Origin of the sequence: Amycolatopsis thermophila (genome assembly GCF_030814215.1) — a bacterium.
Lineage (GTDB): Bacteria > Actinomycetota > Actinomycetes > Mycobacteriales > Pseudonocardiaceae > Amycolatopsis_E > Amycolatopsis_E thermophila.
Genome location: NZ_JAUSUT010000001.1, coordinates 5,061,130 through 5,076,753, shown reverse-complemented (window position 1 = coordinate 5,076,753; position 15,624 = coordinate 5,061,130). Strand labels below are relative to the sequence as shown.

Annotated in this window: 14 protein-coding genes and 1 pseudogene; 8 read left to right on the top strand and 7 right to left on the bottom strand. The window is 73.2% G+C overall.

The features are described from left to right. Positions 1-1,710 (bottom strand): BCCT family transporter, encoded by a 1,710-nt coding sequence (locus FB470_RS24855; protein WP_306995315.1) that lies wholly within the window; start codon positions 1,708-1,710, stop codon positions 1-3. A gap of 216 nt (positions 1,711-1,926) precedes the next feature. Next, positions 1,927-2,295: a winged helix-turn-helix transcriptional regulator gene (locus FB470_RS24850; protein ID WP_306995313.1), complete on the bottom strand. Its 369-nt coding sequence runs from the start codon at positions 2,293-2,295 to the stop codon at positions 1,927-1,929. Between the two features lie 98 nt (positions 2,296-2,393). On the opposite strand from FB470_RS24850, the gene FB470_RS24845 reads away from it, so the two are divergent. Continuing rightward, on the top strand, positions 2,394-3,221 hold the full coding sequence (locus tag FB470_RS24845; RefSeq protein WP_306995312.1) for an alpha/beta fold hydrolase: 828 nt from the start codon (positions 2,394-2,396) through the stop codon (positions 3,219-3,221). On the opposite strand, the gene FB470_RS24840 is transcribed toward FB470_RS24845, so the two are convergent. Together FB470_RS24840 and mdlC are read right to left on the bottom strand one after the other, a co-directional pair. Continuing rightward, positions 3,192-4,433 (bottom strand): MFS transporter, encoded by a 1,242-nt coding sequence (locus tag FB470_RS24840; protein WP_306995311.1) that lies wholly within the window; start codon positions 4,431-4,433, stop codon positions 3,192-3,194. The genes FB470_RS24845 and FB470_RS24840 overlap by 30 nt on opposite strands. A gap of 26 nt (positions 4,434-4,459) precedes the next feature. Continuing rightward, the gene (mdlC, locus tag FB470_RS24835; protein ID WP_306995309.1) at positions 4,460-6,028 is read right to left on the bottom strand and encodes a benzoylformate decarboxylase; all 1,569 of its coding nucleotides are present in this window, start codon (positions 6,026-6,028) and stop codon (positions 4,460-4,462) included. A gap of 98 nt (positions 6,029-6,126) precedes the next feature. On the opposite strand from mdlC, the gene FB470_RS24830 reads away from it, so the two are divergent. Both FB470_RS24830 and FB470_RS24825 read left to right on the top strand, forming a co-directional pair. Continuing rightward, positions 6,127-7,053: a LysR family transcriptional regulator gene (locus FB470_RS24830; protein ID WP_306995307.1), complete on the top strand. Its 927-nt coding sequence runs from the start codon at positions 6,127-6,129 to the stop codon at positions 7,051-7,053. A 46-nt stretch (positions 7,054-7,099) separates the two neighbouring features. Then, positions 7,100-7,546 (top strand): nitroreductase family deazaflavin-dependent oxidoreductase, encoded by a 447-nt coding sequence (locus tag FB470_RS24825; protein WP_306995306.1) that lies wholly within the window; start codon positions 7,100-7,102, stop codon positions 7,544-7,546. Between the two features lie 13 nt (positions 7,547-7,559). On the opposite strand, the gene FB470_RS24820 is transcribed toward FB470_RS24825, so the two are convergent. The 3 genes from FB470_RS24820 to FB470_RS24810 all read right to left on the bottom strand — a co-directional run bounded on the left by FB470_RS24820 (position 7,560) and on the right by FB470_RS24810 (position 11,401). Further along, positions 7,560-9,083 (bottom strand): catalase, encoded by a 1,524-nt coding sequence (locus tag FB470_RS24820; protein WP_306995303.1) that lies wholly within the window; start codon positions 9,081-9,083, stop codon positions 7,560-7,562. Between the two features lie 72 nt (positions 9,084-9,155). After that, on the bottom strand, positions 9,156-10,712 hold the full coding sequence (locus tag FB470_RS24815) for an alkaline phosphatase family protein (RefSeq protein ID WP_306995301.1): 1,557 nt from the start codon (positions 10,710-10,712) through the stop codon (positions 9,156-9,158). Continuing rightward, complete coding sequence (locus FB470_RS24810) at positions 10,709-11,401, bottom strand: CDP-alcohol phosphatidyltransferase family protein (RefSeq protein ID WP_306995299.1); 693 nt, start codon at positions 11,399-11,401, stop codon at positions 10,709-10,711. Before FB470_RS24810 ends, FB470_RS24815 begins: the two co-directional genes overlap by 4 nt. A 33-nt stretch (positions 11,402-11,434) precedes the next feature. On the opposite strand from FB470_RS24810, the gene FB470_RS24805 reads away from it, so the two are divergent. The 5 genes and pseudogenes from FB470_RS24805 to FB470_RS24785 all read left to right on the top strand — a co-directional run. Further along, positions 11,435-12,427: a zinc-dependent alcohol dehydrogenase gene (locus FB470_RS24805; RefSeq protein WP_306995298.1), complete on the top strand. Its 993-nt coding sequence runs from the start codon at positions 11,435-11,437 to the stop codon at positions 12,425-12,427. Next, positions 12,415-12,825: a 6-pyruvoyl trahydropterin synthase family protein gene (locus FB470_RS24800; protein WP_306995297.1), complete on the top strand. Its 411-nt coding sequence runs from the start codon at positions 12,415-12,417 to the stop codon at positions 12,823-12,825. Before FB470_RS24805 ends, FB470_RS24800 begins: the two co-directional genes overlap by 13 nt. Further along, a complete protein-coding gene (locus FB470_RS24795; RefSeq protein WP_306995295.1) occupies positions 12,803-13,840 on the top strand; it encodes a glycosyltransferase family 4 protein in 1,038 nt (345 codons plus the stop codon). The genes FB470_RS24800 and FB470_RS24795 overlap by 23 nt, the downstream gene beginning before the upstream one ends. Before the next feature lie 51 nt (positions 13,841-13,891). Next, on the top strand, positions 13,892-14,752 hold the full coding sequence (locus tag FB470_RS24790) for a methyltransferase domain-containing protein (RefSeq protein ID WP_306995294.1): 861 nt from the start codon (positions 13,892-13,894) through the stop codon (positions 14,750-14,752). Continuing rightward, positions 14,752-15,585: pseudogene (locus tag FB470_RS24785) on the top strand (lysylphosphatidylglycerol synthase transmembrane domain-containing protein); the annotation flags it as partial. The gene FB470_RS24790 and the pseudogene FB470_RS24785, both read left to right, overlap by 1 nt. Between the last annotated feature and the right edge of the window lie 39 nt (positions 15,586-15,624).

Here is a 15,624-nt window from a genome sequence, read left to right as displayed (position 1 = left end):
TCAGGTCCGGCGGGCGCGCAGGCGGCGGTGCTTGCGCTCCTCACCGGTGCGCTCGTCGTGGATCTCCGACAGCGACCGCAGCATCTCGCGCTCCCGGATCACCTGCGGATCGGTGCGCAGGTCGCGGTAGAGCGCCACGCACAAGGCGATCATGATCAGGACGAACGGCACCGCCACCAGGATCGTCAGGTTCTGCAGCCCGGTGAGCGCGTCCTCGCCGCCGACGAGCAGCATCACCGCCGCCACGGCACCGGTCAGCACGCCCCAGAAGATCACCGGGTTGCGGTGCGGGTTGACCGATCCCTTCTGCGACAACGTGCCCATCACCACCGACGCGGCGTCCGCGCCGGAGACGAAGAAGATCGACACCAGGATCATCACCAGGATCGCCATCGGCACGAACCACGGCATGTGCTCCAGCAGCGTGAACGTGGCGGACTCCGAACTGCCCGCACCCGCGATGTCCACACCGGACCGTTGCTTCTCGATCGCCGCGCCGCCGAAGATCGCGAACCACACCAGGCTGACCACGCTCGGCACCGCGATGACGCCGAGGACGAACTGCCGGATCGTGCGGCCGCGCGAGATGCGCGCGATGAACATGCCGACGAACGGGGTCCAGGAGATCCACCACGCCCAGTAGAAGACCGTCCACCCGGACAGCCACGTCTGCATCTCCTGGCCGCCGGTGACGCCGGAGCGCCCGGACATCTCGGCCAGCTCGCGGAAGTAGTCGCCGATCGCGCTCGGCACGAGGTTGAGGATCAGCACGGTCGGGCCGACCACCAGCACGAACACCGCCAGCAGCGCGGCCAGCACCATGTTGATGTTGGACAGCCACTGGATGCCCTTGGCGATGCCGGACACCGCCGAGGCGATGAAGGCGACGGTGAGGATCGCGATAATGCCGACCAGGAGGCCGGTGCCGGGGTTGTCGATCCAGCCGACGGAGGCCATGCCGCCGCCGACCTGCAGGGCGCCCAGGCCCAGCGACGCGGCGGACCCGAACAGGGTCGCGAAGATCGCCATCACGTCGATGGCCTTGCCCAGCGGGCCTTCGCTGCGGCGCCTGCCGAGCAGCGGGGCGAACACCGCGCTGATCAGCTGGCTGCGGCCACGGCGGAACGTGCTGTAGGCGATGGCGAGACCGACGACGGCGTAGATCGCCCACGGGTGCACGGTCCAGTGGAACAGCGTCGTGGCCATCGCGGTGTGCACGGCCTCGTCCGAGTTGGGCGCGGCGGTGCCCGGCGGCGGGCTGGCCAGGTGCGACACCGGCTCGTACACGCCGAAGAACATCAGGCCGATGCCCATGCCGGCGCTGAACATCATGGCGATCCACGACGACGTCCGGAACTCCGGCTTCTCCCCGTCCTGGCCCAGCTTGATGCGCCCGTAGCGGCTGACCGCCAGCCCGACGACGAAGACCACGAACCCGCTCGCGGCGAGCACGAACGCCCAGCCGCCGTAGGGGATCACGGCGTCGTTGAGGACGGTGTCGGCCACGTTCGCCAGGCTGCCCGGCGAGGCGATACCCCAGACGATGATGGCCAGCGCGAGCCCGGCGGCCACCCCGAAGACCGTGCGATCGGTCTGCGGCGGCTTGCCGGCGTCACCGACCGGAGGCACGTGCTCGTCCGGGAGGTGCCCGGCGATACCGGTCTCCTCGGGAACTCTTGCGCGGACCTCGGCTTCAGAGTCAGCAGACATACGCACGCGCCTTCGCGAGGGGCGCGGCCTCCCTTCCGATGCGTTAACCCGAACGGGTCAAACCTAAATCATTGGTCGACCTACCGTTACGGATGGGGCGGAAATGGGCAACCTCAACGCCGCGTTTCCGGGTGCTCATTGGCCGGACGACCTGCGGAATGGCAAGTTCGACACAGTGGGCGCCCGAACCGCCCCGATTCGCCCTCCGAACGCCGTTCAAGACCTCTCCCCCGCGGCCCGGTCGATTTCGGCCATGTGCGTCTCGGCCCAGTCCCGGACGACGGCGAGCGCCGCCTCCAGCGACAGGCCCAGCCCGGTGAGCCGGTAGTGCACTCGCGGCGGCACCGTCGGCTCGACCCGGCGCTCGGCGAGGCCGTCCCGGAGCAGGTTCTGCAGGGTCGTGGACAGCATCTTCGGCGAGACGCCGGGCATCCGCCGCCGCAACTCGGCGAAGCGCACCTCGCCCGGCGCGGCCTCCGCGAGGACCTTGACCGCCATCGACGTCCACTTCGTGCCGATGCGGTCCAGCAGCCGCCGCGTCGGGCAGTCCGGGTCGAACAGATCACCGCGGGGCGACGGGGTCACCTCGAGCTCACCACCTGTCCCCAAAGTGCGGTCTTCCCGGCTCGGCGCCGGTTCCCTACGTTGACGTGGTCACCAATGGTAACTGCGGGAGGAGCTCCATGCCCGTCGAACTGCACAGCATCCGGACCAACGGCATCGCCACCACCGTGGCGGCCGCCGGCACCGGTCCCGCCGTCCTGCTGCTGCACGGTTTCCCGCACACGTGGCAGCTGTGGCAGGAGGTGATGCCCCGGCTCGCGATGCAGTACCGGGTGCTCGCCCCGGACCTGCGCTGGACCGGCAGCGACGCCACGGACGGTCACGACGCGGCGACGCTCGCGGACGACGCGCTCGGCATCCTGGACGCGCTCGGCGAACGGTCGGCCGCCGTCGTCGGCATCGACGCCGGCACCCCGCCCGCCGCGCTGCCGGCCCTGCGGAACCCGGACCGCGTCCGCCGGCTGGTCCTCATGGAGTCGCTGCTGGGGACGCTGCCCGGCGCCGAGGACTTCCTCGCCGGCGGCCCGCCGTGGTGGTTCGGGTTCCACGCCGTGCCCGGGCTCGCCGAGGAGGTGCTGGCCGGGCACGAGGCCGCCTACCTCGACTTCTTCCTCGACGCGGGCACGCACGGTCAGGGTGTCCCGGCGGGCGTCCGGGACGCGTTCGTGCGCGCCTACACCGGTTCCGCCGCCCTGCGCCGGGCGTTCTCCTACTACCGCGCCCTGCCGGAAAGCGCACGGCAGATCGCCGCGGTGACGCGGGGAGCGCGGCTGACGGTGCCCACGCTGGCCGTCGGCGCCCACCCGGTCGGCGACGCGCTCGCCCGCCAGCTGCGGCCGCACACCGACGACCTGCGCGAGGAGCTGATCGAGGACTGCGGGCACATCATCCCGCTGCACCGGCCGGCGGAACTGGTGTCAGTGCTGGAGCCGTTCCTGGCCGGGTGAAGCCAGCCCCGCGGCCGCCGCCTCGCGGCGCGGCGAGCCCAGCAGCAGGATCGCGCCCAGGCCCAGTGCCGCGACGATCGCGAAGAAGTAGAAGCCCCACGGGTAGGCCACCCCGGCCGTGACGAGCGCTCCGGTCACGAACGGGCCCACGATCGAGCCCAGCCGGCCGACCGCGGAGGTCACGCCGAGCGCCGTGCCGCGGGCCTGCGCCGGGAACGCGTGCGCCACGTACCCGTAGATCAGCACCTGCGCGGAGAACACGAAGACACCGGTCAGCAGCACCAGACCGTTGAGCACCACGCTGTTGCCGATCTTCAGGCTCAGCAGCGCGAGCAGCACGGCACCGGCGCCGAACCAGATCCGCGCGATCGGCCGGATGCCGAAGCGGTCGGCGATCACCCCGGCGAGCACCAGCCCGATCACCGCGCCGATGTTGAGCACCAGCAGCAGCGTGATCGACGTCGACAGCGGGTAGCCGGCGGTGCGCATCAGCTGCGGCAGCCACGTGTTCAGCCCGTACACCAGCAGCAGGCCCATGAACGACCCGGTCCACACCGCGACGCTGACGCGCCGGAACTTCGGGCCGAGCAGGTCGCGCAGGCTGAACTTCTCCGCGTCCGGCCGCTGCTTCGCCTCCAGGTAGGCGGCCGACTCGGGCAGGCGCCACCACATGATCGGCACCACGACGAGACCGGCGATGCCGCCGCCGTAGAACAGCACGTGCCAGTTCTCCACCGCGGCCAGCGCCAGCAGCGAGGTCAGCACCGCGCCGACGTGGTAGCCGGTCATGGTGAACGTGCTCGCACTGGCCCGGCGCCGCGCGGGCAGGTTCTCCGACATGACGGTCAACGCCACCGGCATGCAGGCGCCCAGCCCCATCCCGGCCACGAACCGGAACACGCCGAACGTCGCCACGTTCGGCGCGAGCGGCAGTACCAGCGTGAACACCGAGAACAGCAGCACCGAGCCGATGAGCATGACCCGGCGGCCGAACCGGTCGGTGAGCGGCCCGAGCGCGGCCGCGCCGACCGCGACGCCGACCAGCGACACGGTGGCCACGGCGGTCGCGCCGGCCGCGGTGAACCCGAGGTGCCCGGTCTTGAGCAGCGTCGGGATGGTCGCGCCGAGCGCGACCAGGTCGTAGCCCTCGAGCAGGACGGTCAGCCAGCACAGCACCGCCGTCCAGGCCGAGCGGGCGGGAGACGTCGTCATTGCCGTTCTCCTTCCGGTGTGGGGACTCAGGGCGTGGTGAGCTCGGTGTCGACCTGGATCAGGCGGGGTCCGGCCGGTGCGGTCTTGAGCTGGGCGCGCAGATCGTCCACACCGGACACGGTGGTCGCGGGAACCCCGTACCCGGCGGCGATCGCGGTGAAGTCCAGACCCGGGATCTCGGTGCCCGGCACGCCGGTCGTGCCGAGCAGGCCGGCGAACCAGCGCAGTGCGCCGTAGGTGCCGTTGCGCAGGATCACGAACGTCACCGGCACCCGGTACTGCGCCGCGGTCCACAGCGCGGTGATGCCGTAGTTCGCCGAACCGTCCCCGATCACGCCGACGACCGGGCGGTCCGGCAGGCCCATCGCGACCCCGACCGCGGCGGGCATCCCGAACCCGAGCCCGCCCGCGGCGGGCCAGAAGTACGAGCCGGGCCGGCGCAGGTCCATCTGGCGCCACCACGCGGAGTTCGTCGACGTCGACTCGACGACGTAGGCGGTGTCGGCGGGCTGGGTCTCGCGCAGCGCGGCGAACACCTGCTCCGGGTGCAGCGCCCGCTCCCCCGTGGCGGGTTCCGGGTTCGGCGCGAACACCGTGTCCCCGCCCGCACGCGCGGGCAGGCGGGCGAGGAGTCCGTCGAGGACCGCACCCGGGTCGGCGACCAGCGACTCCCCCACCGGCGCGCGGGCCGCCTCGCCGGGGTCGTCGGTGACCTGGACCAGTGCGGCCCCCTCGGGCAGGAACGGCCCGGGCACGTGCTGGTGGTAGCGGAACACCGGCGCGCCCAGCACGACGATGAGGTCGTGCCCGGCCAATGCCGCGGACACCTGGCCGATCCCGGCGGGCAGGACGCCGCGGAAGAGCGGGTGGCGGTTGGGGAACGCCAGACGGTGCGGCGACGGCGCGATCCAGACCGGCAGGGCGAGGTGCTCGGCGACGGTGACTGCGCGGTCGAACAGGCCGAGCGCGTCGAGGTCCCCGCCGAGCACCAGTACCGGGTTGCCCGCGGCCCGGACGCGTTCGGCGAGGTCGTCGAGTTGGCCGTCCCCGGGTGACAGACCACGGTGCACGGTGCGGGTGAGGACCGGGTTGTCGCCGACCTCGGCGGACCAGTCGTCGTAAGGCACCGACAGGTAGGTGGGGCGGCGCTGGAGTTCGGCCTCGAACACCGCCTGCGCCAGCGAGCGCGGCACGTCGGCGGCGCAACTGGGCTCACCCGACCAGCCCACCAACGGGCGCATCAGCTGCGTGGCGTCGACGTTGGCGAGCATCGCCTCCAGGCCGATCGCCGAGCGCACCTGCTGCCCCGCGGTCAGCACCAGCGGCGAGCGGGAGTAAACGGCGTTGGTGAGGGCACCCATCGCGTTGCCCGACCCGGCGGCCGCGTGCAGGTTGACCAGCACCGGACGGCCGGTGGCCTGCGCGTAACCGTCGGCCATGCCGACCACGACGCCCTCGTGCAGGCCGAGCACGTACCGGAAGGTCGCGGGCAGGCCGGCCAGGAACGGCAGCTCGTTGGACCCCGGGTTGCCGAAGATCGTGGTGAGGCCACGGCGTTCCAGGAACTCGTGGGCGATCTTCCGGACGGTCGGCATGCGCGGGGTCCTCCTCGGCGGTGGGGTCGCCCCGAGCGTGACAGATCGCCCGCGCATGCTCCAATCAATGTTGCCACTCGCCCGCATAGACAGGATCGATGATGCGCGACTTCGACCTCAACCTGGTGCGCACGTTCGTGCTCCTCTACGAGACCCGCAGCGTCACGGCCACCGCGGAGTCGCTGCACGTCACCCAGCCGACGGTGAGCTACAGCCTGCAGAAGCTGCGCCGCCGGTTCTCCGACGAGCTGTTCCGCCGCACCGGCGGCGGGCTGGCGCCGACGACGACCGCGCAGGCCCTGTACCCGCCGTGGCACTCCGCGCTGGCCGACATCGAGTCGGCCGTCAGCGGCGCCCGGTCGTTCGACCCGTCTACCGCGCAGGCCCGGTTCACGCTGTGCCTGTCGGACCTGGGTGAGCTGTCCCTGCTGCCGCGCCTGATGGCGGCGCTGCCGGCGCAGGCGCCCGGGGTGACGCTGACGGTGCGGCCGCTGGACGTCGCGAGCGCGGTCGACCAGCTGGGCCGCGGCGAGATCGATGCGTTCGTGGCCTCGCCGCTGATCAGTTCGCAGCGGGTGGCGCGCATCCCGTTGTTCTCGGAGGGGTACGTCGGCATGGTGGCGGCCGCGCATCCGCGGCTGCGCGGCCCGCGGGTGTCCGTGCCCGAGCTGACCGCGGAACGGCACATCGCGGTGTTCGGCCCGACCGGGCACGAGGGGCCGCGGCGGGCGCTCGAAGCGCGCGGGCTGCTGGACCGGGTGGTGCTGGAGGTGACGCGCTTCTCCACGCTGCCGTACCTGGTGCAGGACAGCGACCTGGTCGCGATGGTGCCGCGCCTGGTGGCGGACGTCTTCGCGGCCGACCACCCGGTGCGGCTGCTGGAGCTGCCGATGCACATCGAGCCCGCGCAGGTGTCGGTCTACACGCGGCACAGCCACGCCCGCACCCCGGCGCAGCACTGGCTCACCGGTTTCCTCACCGGCCACCTCTCCGAACCGGCGATCCGGGAATCACTCCGGTCGTGATCGCGTTGCCGGTGTTGAAGGCCGATCTTCGACGAAAGGACCGCGGATGCCCCTCGCAGGCGAGTACGAGCCCGGCACGCTGGAGTTCTCCCGCAAGCAGGTCGAGCAGATCGAGCGCTCGGGCGGCACCCGGGGCGTCTCGACGCAGGGGATGTCGGTGATCGTGCTGACGACGGTGGGGCGGAAGTCGGGGAAGCTGCGGAAGTCCCCGCTGATGCGCGTCGAGCACGACGGCGTCTACGCGGCGGTCGCGTCGCTGGGCGGGGCGCCGAAGCACCCGCTCTGGTACCACAACGCGATCGCCGACCCGCGCGTCGAAGTGCGCGACGGCGAGCAGGTGTTCGACATGATCGCGCGGGAGGCGGCCGGCGAGGAGCGCGAGGTGTGGTGGCGGCGCGCCGTCGAGGCGTTCCCGAACTACGCGGACTACCAGGAACGGACCGAGCGGATCATCCCGGTCCTGCTCCTGGAGCCCGCACCCGAACCGCACTGAGCGCGCACGGGCATCAGGCCTTGGCCTGCATGCTGCGACGCGCGGGGTTGCCCTGGTCGGCGGCCTTCGGGTCCTTTTCGTCCTGCTTGGCGCGCACCCCGTCCTCGATGCGGTCCCCGAGGGTCTTGTCGATGTTGTGCCAGTACTCGAAGGCGCGCCGGAGCACCGGTTCGGACACACCGTTGAGCAGGTGCCCGACCACGTTGTCCACCAACCGGTCCCGGGCCGCGTCGTCGAGCACCTCGCGCACCAGCGTGCCCGGCTGGCCCCAGTCGTCGTCTTCGGCGTGGTCGACGTAGGCCGACCGCACGATCCGCCCGTCGGTCTCCCAGGTCGGCGGGCTGCCGTAACGCGCGGTGTCCGCCGCCGGGCCGCCCTTGGAGTTCGGCGCGTACACCGGGTCGGTGACCTTGCGGTAGGCCATCGCGCCGTCCTTGGAGTAGCTGTGCACCGGCACGACCGGCGCGTTCACCGGCAGCTGCTGGTAGTTCGCGCCGATGCGGTAGCGGTGGGCGTCGGCGTAGGAGAACAGCCGTGCCAGCAGCATGCGGTCCGGGCTCGGCCCGATGCCGGGCACCAGGTTGTTCGGCTGGAACGCCGCCTGCTCGATCTCGGCGTGGTTGTCGGTCGGGTTGCGGTCCAGGGTCATCCGGCCGACCTCGATCAGCGGGTAGTCGCCGTGCGGCCACACCTTGGTCAGGTCGAACGGGTTGAAGCGGTATCCGGGCGCGTCCTCGTACGGCATGATCTGCACGTACAGCGTCCAGCTGGGGAAATCGCCCGCCGCGATGTGCTCGAACAGGTCCCGCGTGTGGTAGTCGGTGTCCGCGGCGGCCATCTGGTCGGCCTCGTGCTGGGTGAAGAACTCGATGCCCTGGTCGGTCTTGAAGTGGTACTTCACCCACGACTGGCGGCCCTCGGCGTTGACCCACATGTAGGTGTGCGAGGTGTAGCCGTTCATGTGGCGCCACGTGCGCGGGATGCCGCGGTCACCCATCAGCCAGGTCACCTGGTGCGCCGATTCCGGCGACAGCGTCCAGAAGTCCCATTGCATGTCGTGGTCGCGCAGGTTGTTGTCGGCTCGGCGTTTCTGCGACCGGATGAAGTGCTGGAACTTCATCGGGTCCTTGACGAAGAAGACCGGCGTGTTGTTGCCGACCATGTCGTAGTTGCCTTCGCTGGTGTAGAACTTCAGCGCGAAACCCCGCGGATCGCGCCACGTGTCCGGACTGCCCCGCTCCCCCGCCACGGTGGAAAACCGCGCCACGAGTTCGGTTTTCGCGCCGGGCTGGAACAGTGCCGCCTTCGTGTAGCGGCTGACGTCGGCGGTCACCTCGAACCGTCCGAACGCGCCGCTGCCCTTGGCGTGCGGCTGCCGCTCCGGGATCCGTTCCCGGTTGAACTGCGCCATCTGCTCGATCAGATACGCGTCCTGGAGCAGGATCGGGCCCGCCGGGCCCGCCGTCAACGAGTGCTCGTCGCTTTCGACGGGAATTCCCGCGTCGGTGGTGGTGAACAACTGGTTCGGCTCGCTCATAACGGAAACCTCCTCTGCCGTGCGCGGCCGTGACCGGAACTATTCCAGGCAACTGCGCGCCCCGCAGTGCGGTCAAGGGCCGAAGGCGGTCAGGAACCGGTCGCGGAACGCGCTCATCGGCCACACCGGCGCGTCCGGCCCCGGCCGCAGTCCCTCCTGCCAGCCCCAGCCGGTGATCCGGTCCAGCACCGCCGGATCGCGGGCCACCAGCGTCACCGGCACGTCGCGGTCCGCGCCCTCGCCGGTGACGGACGTGTTCGGCTGGTGGTCGCCGAGGAACACGAGCACGAGATCGTCGTCGCCGTGGGTCTGCACGTAGGAGATGAGCGCCGACAAGGAGTACTCGATCGAGTCGTCGTAGGCCGCCCGGACGCGCGCGGGCGCCGACCACACCTGGTCCACCAGCGAACCCTGCGCGGGCATCGGCGCGAAAACCGTGCCGTCGCCGAGGGAATCCCAATCCACCAGGCGCGGCAACGGCGCCCACGGCCAGTGGCTGGACACGAGGTCGATCTCCGCCATCACCGGCGCGTGGCCCGGCGTCATCTCGGCGCGGTGGAAGGCGCCGAGCGTGAACTGGTCGGGCACCGCGGCGTAGGAGAAGTTCGGGCCGCGGTAGCCGAGGTTGCGCCCGTCGTAGAGCCGCTGGAACCGGTAAACCGCGCCCTCGGGCCAGTCCGCCCCGTTCTCCGGCTGCACGTCGACCGTGCGCCAGCCCGCGCGGCCGAACGCGCCGGACAGCGTCAGCCGGTCGCTGCCGGTGAAGGCGCGGTACCGCTGCTGGTTGTCCACCCACAGACCGGATTCCATTGTGGAGTGTGCGAGCCAGCTGCCGCCGCCGCTCGTCGACGAGGTCAGGAAGGCGCTGCGCGCGGTGAACCCGGCGGACCGCAGCCGGCGGGTCCCGTCGTCGAGCAGCGCCGCCACGCCGGGGTCGCCGAGCGCCACGCGGCCGTAACTCTCCACGAAGGTGAGCAGGAAGTCCTTGCCGCGCAACGCGGTCAGCAGCCGGTCGGGCGGGGTGTCCCGGAACCGGTCGGCGGACGTCTCGGCCGTGAACTCCCGCTGGTCGGCCAGGTCGGCGGCCACCGACCGCACCTCCCGGTAGGCCAGCGCGGCGGTCGTCCGCGAGGCCAGCGGTGCCCCGGTCAGCGCGGCCGCGATCCAGCCGACCGCGAGGACGGCGACGATCCGCGCCGCGGTCGTGCGGTGGTCCGCGGCGACCCGGGCCAGCCGGGACGCCGCCAGGGTCATCAGCACGACCACCGCGACGGCGGCGAGCGCGACCCCGGCCACCACCGCGGCGCGCGCGGCACCGTGGAGCAGGCTGAGCGCCGGCCCGGCGAAACCCCAGTCGAACACCGGGCTGAACGGGCGGTCGAAGACCCGGGAGAACCCGATGTCGGCGATCTTGACCAGGGTGAGCACCCCGACGACCGCGCCGGCGAGCAGCGCCCCGACCCGGCGCGGCCGCGGGGGCAGGGCCAGCGCCAGCGCGACGCCGATCAGCGCCTCCACCGGAATCCGCACGAAGGCCGTCACCCCGACGTCCGCGAAGTCGTCCGGCACGACGAGCGCGCCCACCACCAGCAGGCACGCGAGCACGTCGGCCGCTCGCCGGAGGGTCACCGGGTGCGCCACAGCCACCCCACATCACGGCCGAACGACCACACCAGCGCCGCGAGCGCGCCCGCGGCCACGACCCACGACGACGGCAGCACGTCCGCCACCACGACGACCAGCGCGATCCCCTGCGCCGCCGCGACCGCCTTGCGCGGAAGGTCCGGCGGCAACGCGCCCCGCAGCCACGGCGCCACCCACCCGGCCACCACGAACGCGTACCGCATCGCGCCGATCACCAGCACCCACGGCCCCAGCGACGCCGCGGCCGCGATGCTGAGCACGAGTATGAGGAACGCGTCGACCTCCATGTCGAAGCGCGCGCCGAGCGGCGACACCGTCCCCGTGCGCCGGGCGATGCGGCCGTCCACCGCGTCGAGGGCGAGCGCCACCGCGGCGAACGCGACGAGCACCGGGCCGGTGCTCCCGCCGGCCACCAGCGCCACGACACCGCCGGCGACCGTCGCGCGGGCCAGGGTGACGCGGTCCGCGGGGGTCAGGGCGGACCTGCCGGCCCGGCGCAGCGCGGCGGCGAGCAGCGCCCACAGGCCGGCGCCGTACCCCGCACCGGCGAGCCAGCCCGCCGTGCCCAGGCCGAGGGTCAGGTCGAGGGCGGTCAGCTGCACCAGCAGGGCACCGGCGGCCAGTGCCTGTTCCTGGCGGGCCGGAATCGTGCCACGCTGGGTCCGGACGATCATCGTGACCGCGTCCCTTCGCCGGAGGTCTCGCCCATGACACGTGCCGCACAGGCGTTCTGGTTCAGTTCGCCGGGGGTGGGTGAGATCCGGCCGGTCGACCTGGCGCCGCCGGGACCGGGCGAAGTCGAGGTCAGGACCCTGTTCTCGGGCGTGAGCCGGGGCACCGAGACGCTCGTCTTCCGCGGTGGCGTGCCGGAGAGCCAGCACGAGCTGATGCGGGCGCCCTTCCAGGAGGGCGACTTCCCGGCGCCGGTGAAGTACGGCTACCTCAACGTCGGCGTGGTGGAGCAGGGGCCGCCCGAACTGCTGGGCCGCACGGTGTTCACGCTGTTCCCGCACCAGACGCGGTTCGTCGTGCCGGCCGGCGCGGTGACCGTCGTGCCGGAGGCGGTGCCCGCGGGGCGGGCGATCCTCGCCGGCACGGTCGAGACCGCGGTGAACGCATTGTGGGACGCCGCGCCGCTGATCGGCGACCGGATCGCGGTGGTCGGCGGCGGCATGGTCGGCTGCGCGGTCGCGGCGCTGCTGGCCCGCTTCCCGGCGGTGCGGGTGCAACTGGTCGACGTCGACCCGTCGCGCGCGGCGGTGGCGGCGGCCCTGGGCGTGGAGTTCGCGCGGCCCGAGGACGCCACGCCCGGCTGTGACCTGGTGGTCCACACGAGCGGCACGGACTCCGGGCTGACGCTGGCGCTGGAGCTGCTCGCCGCGGAGGGCGAGGTCGTGGAGCTGAGCTGGTACGGCGACCGGCGCGTGAGCGTGCCGCTCGGCGAGTTCTTCCACTCCCGGCGACTGGTGGTGCGCAGCAGCCAGGTCGGGATGGTCTCCCCCGCCCGGCGGTCGCGGCGGGCGTTCGCCGACCGGCTCGCGCTCGCGCTGGACCTGCTCGCCGACCCGGTTTTCGACACACTGATCACCGGCGAGTGCGCGTTCGAGGACCTGCCGTCGGTGCTGCCGGAGCTGGCCTCGGGCGACATCCCCGCGCTCTGCCACCGCGTCGTCTACCAGGAGGTTCCGTGTTCAGCGTGACGGTCCGCGACCACGTGATGGTCGCCCACAGCTTCCGCGGCGAGGTGTTCGGCCCGGCGCAGCGCCTGCACGGCGCGACGTTCGTGGTGGACGCGACGTTCCGCCGCGCCGAGCTGGACGCGGACAACATCGTGGTCGACATCGGGCTGGCGACCGAGCAGCTGCGCGCCGTGCTGGCCGGCCTGAACTACCGGAACCTGGACGATCTGCCGGAGTTCGCCGGGGTCAACACGTCGACGGAGTTCCTGGCGAAGGTGATCGCCGACCGGCTCGCCGGCCGGGTGCACGAGGGTGCGCTGGGCGACGGCGCGTCGGGGCTGGCGGGGATTTCGGTGACCCTGCACGAATCGCACGTGGCGTGGGCGAGCTACGACCGTGATCTTCGTCCTGCCGGGTGACATCGACGATCCGGAGCTGCCCAGCGGCGGCAACGTCTACGACCGGCGGATCGTCGCGGGGTTGCGGCAGCTCGGCAGGCCGGTGCGGGAGGTGGCCGTACCGGGCGCGTGGCCGTCTCCCGGCGCCGGGGCGCGGGCCCTGCTGGACCGTGAGCTGGCGGCGGTGCCGGCGGGCGCGCTGGTGGTGATCGACGGGCTGGTGGCCTGCGGGGTGCCGGAGGTCGTGGTGCCGCACGCCGCCCGCCTGCGGCTGGTCGTGCTGGTGCACATGCCACTCGGGGACGAGACCGGGGCGGCGGCGGCGCTGGACGCGCGGGAGCGCACGACGCTGCACGCGGCGCGGGCGGTGGTGACCATGAGCGCGGGCACGGCACGGCGGTTGAGGCGGCACCACGGGTTGTCCCGGGTGCACGTGGTGCCGCCGGGGACGGACCCGGCGCCGGTGTCGGCGGGGTCGGAGCTGCTGTGCGTGGCGTCCCTCACCCCGCACAAGGGACAGGACACCCTGGTCGAGGCGCTCGCCGCGGTGGCGGATCTGGACTGGCGGTGCCGGCTGGTGGGGCCGCTGCGCCGGGCGCCGTCGTTCGCGGCGCGGGTACGGGAGCTGATCGCGCGGCACGACCTGACCTCCCGGGTGGTCGTGACCGGTCCGCTGACGGGCCCCGCGCTGGACCGCGCGTACGAGCGGGCCGGTCTGCTGGTGCTGCCGTCGCGGTCGGAAACGTACGGCATGGTCGTGGCCGAGGCACTGGCGCGCGGAATCCCGGTCCTGGCCTCCGCCGGGGCCGAAGCACTGGGCCGGGCGGCGGACGGATCGCTGCCCGGAATCCTGGTGCCACCCGGCGACGTGCCCGCGCTGGCCGGGGCTCTGCGGTCCTGGCTCACCTCGCCGTCGTTGCGCGGGTCACTGCGCCGGTCGGCCCGCCTGCGCCGGGGCGCGCTGCCGGACTGGACCACCGCGGCGCGGACGATGGACCGGGTGCTCGGCGAGCTGGAGCCACCGCCGCCCGGGTGACGAGCGGGCCCCGGTTGAACCGGAACCGGGCCACCGCCCGTGACAAGGGGTGTGACCGACGACCGATGGGGCGGCGCGGGCCCCGGCGCGCCCGGCGAGCGGGGTACCACGCGCTGCGCCCCGGACTGGCTGGCGCTCCGCGAACCCGCCGACGCCGCCGCCCGCGCGACCGCGCTGCTCGCTCCCCTGCGCGAACACCTGACCGGACGCCCGGACGGCCCGGACCCCGCGCAGTCCGGACCGCACGAACCGCGCCTGGTCATCCGGGACCTCGGGTGCGGCACCGGCTCGATGGCGCGCTGGCTGGCTCCCCGGCTGCCGGTCCCGCAGCACTGGGTCCTCCACGACAGCGACCCGCACCTGCTCGCCCGCGCTTCGGTCGCCGGGGCGGGGGTGACGTTCCAGACGCTGGAAGGTGATCTCACCGGCCTCGACCTGACCGGGACCTCGCTGCTGGTCACCTCCGCGCTGCTCGACCTGCTCACGCCGGCCGAGGTGGACACCCTCGCCGCCGCGTGCGCCGCGGCCGGGTGCCCGGCGCTGCTGACGTTGTCGGTGGCCGGGCGGGTCGAGCTGACGCCGGAGGACCCGCTCGACGCCGAGGTCGCCGCCGCCTTCGACGACCACCAGCGCCGCGGCGGCCTGCTGGGCCCGGACGCGGTGGCGTTCGCGACCCGGGCCTTCGAACGCCGCGGCGCGATCGTCCACCGTGCGCCGAGCCCGTGGCGCCTCGGGCGGTCGGAGCAGGCGCTGACCGGGCAGTGGTTGCGCGGCTGGGTCGCCGCGGCGCACCAGCAGGACCCGCGCCTCCCCGCGTCGGACTACACCCGGCGACGGCTGGCCGCCCTGGCCGCCGGTGAGCTGCGTGTCGTGGTGCACCACACCGACCTGCTCGCGATCGGGGCCCGCTGATGCGCCCCCGCCCGGGCCGGCGCCTGGCCGGCCGTCTCCCGTGGTCACGCCTGTGGCCGTGGCTGCGCCTGCTCGCCGCCGCCGGGATCCTCCTGGCGCTCGTGGCCCACGTCGGCACCGGGGTGTTCGTCGCCGGGTTGCGGCTCGTCGGTCCGCGAAGCCTCGTCCTCGCGCTCGGGATCGGACTGTTCACCACCGTCACCTGCGCCGGGCGGTGGTGCCTCGTCGCCCGGGCGCTGGGTCTGCCGCTGACCCTGCCCGCGGCCACCAGCGCCTACTACCGCTCCACGTTGCTCAACTCGGTGCTCCCGGCCGGGGTGCTGGGCGATGTCGGACGCGCGCTGGGTCACGGCCGGCGTGCGGGCGATGTCGGGCGCGGGGTCCGGGCCGTCGTGCTGGAGCGGTTCGCCGGGCAGGTCGTGCTGCTCGGCGCCGGAGCCATGCTCGTCGCCGCCCGGCCGGGCATCCTGCCCGGGCCCCCGTCGAGCGGGGTCCTGGTCCTGCTGGGCGTCGCGCTCGCCGTCACCGCGGCCGTCGCCGTCGTGCCCCGGTGGCGGGGCGCGGTCGGCACCACCGCCGCCGAGGCCCGCGGCCTCCTCGCCCGCCGCACCTGGCCGGGCGTGGTCCTGCTGTCCGCGGCGACGGTCGCCGGGCACGCCGCCCTGTTCGTCGTCGCCGCACGCGTCGCCGGGGTGTCCGCGCCGCTGGGCACCCTCGTGCCCCTCGGTCTCGGCGCGCTCGTCGTCATGGCGGTGCCGCTGAACATCGGCGGCTGGGGGCCCCGCGAGGGGTACGCGGCGGTGGCGTTCGGCGCCGCCGGGCTGGGCGCGGGCGCGGGGATCACGGCGTCGGTCGTCTACGGCGTCCTCACC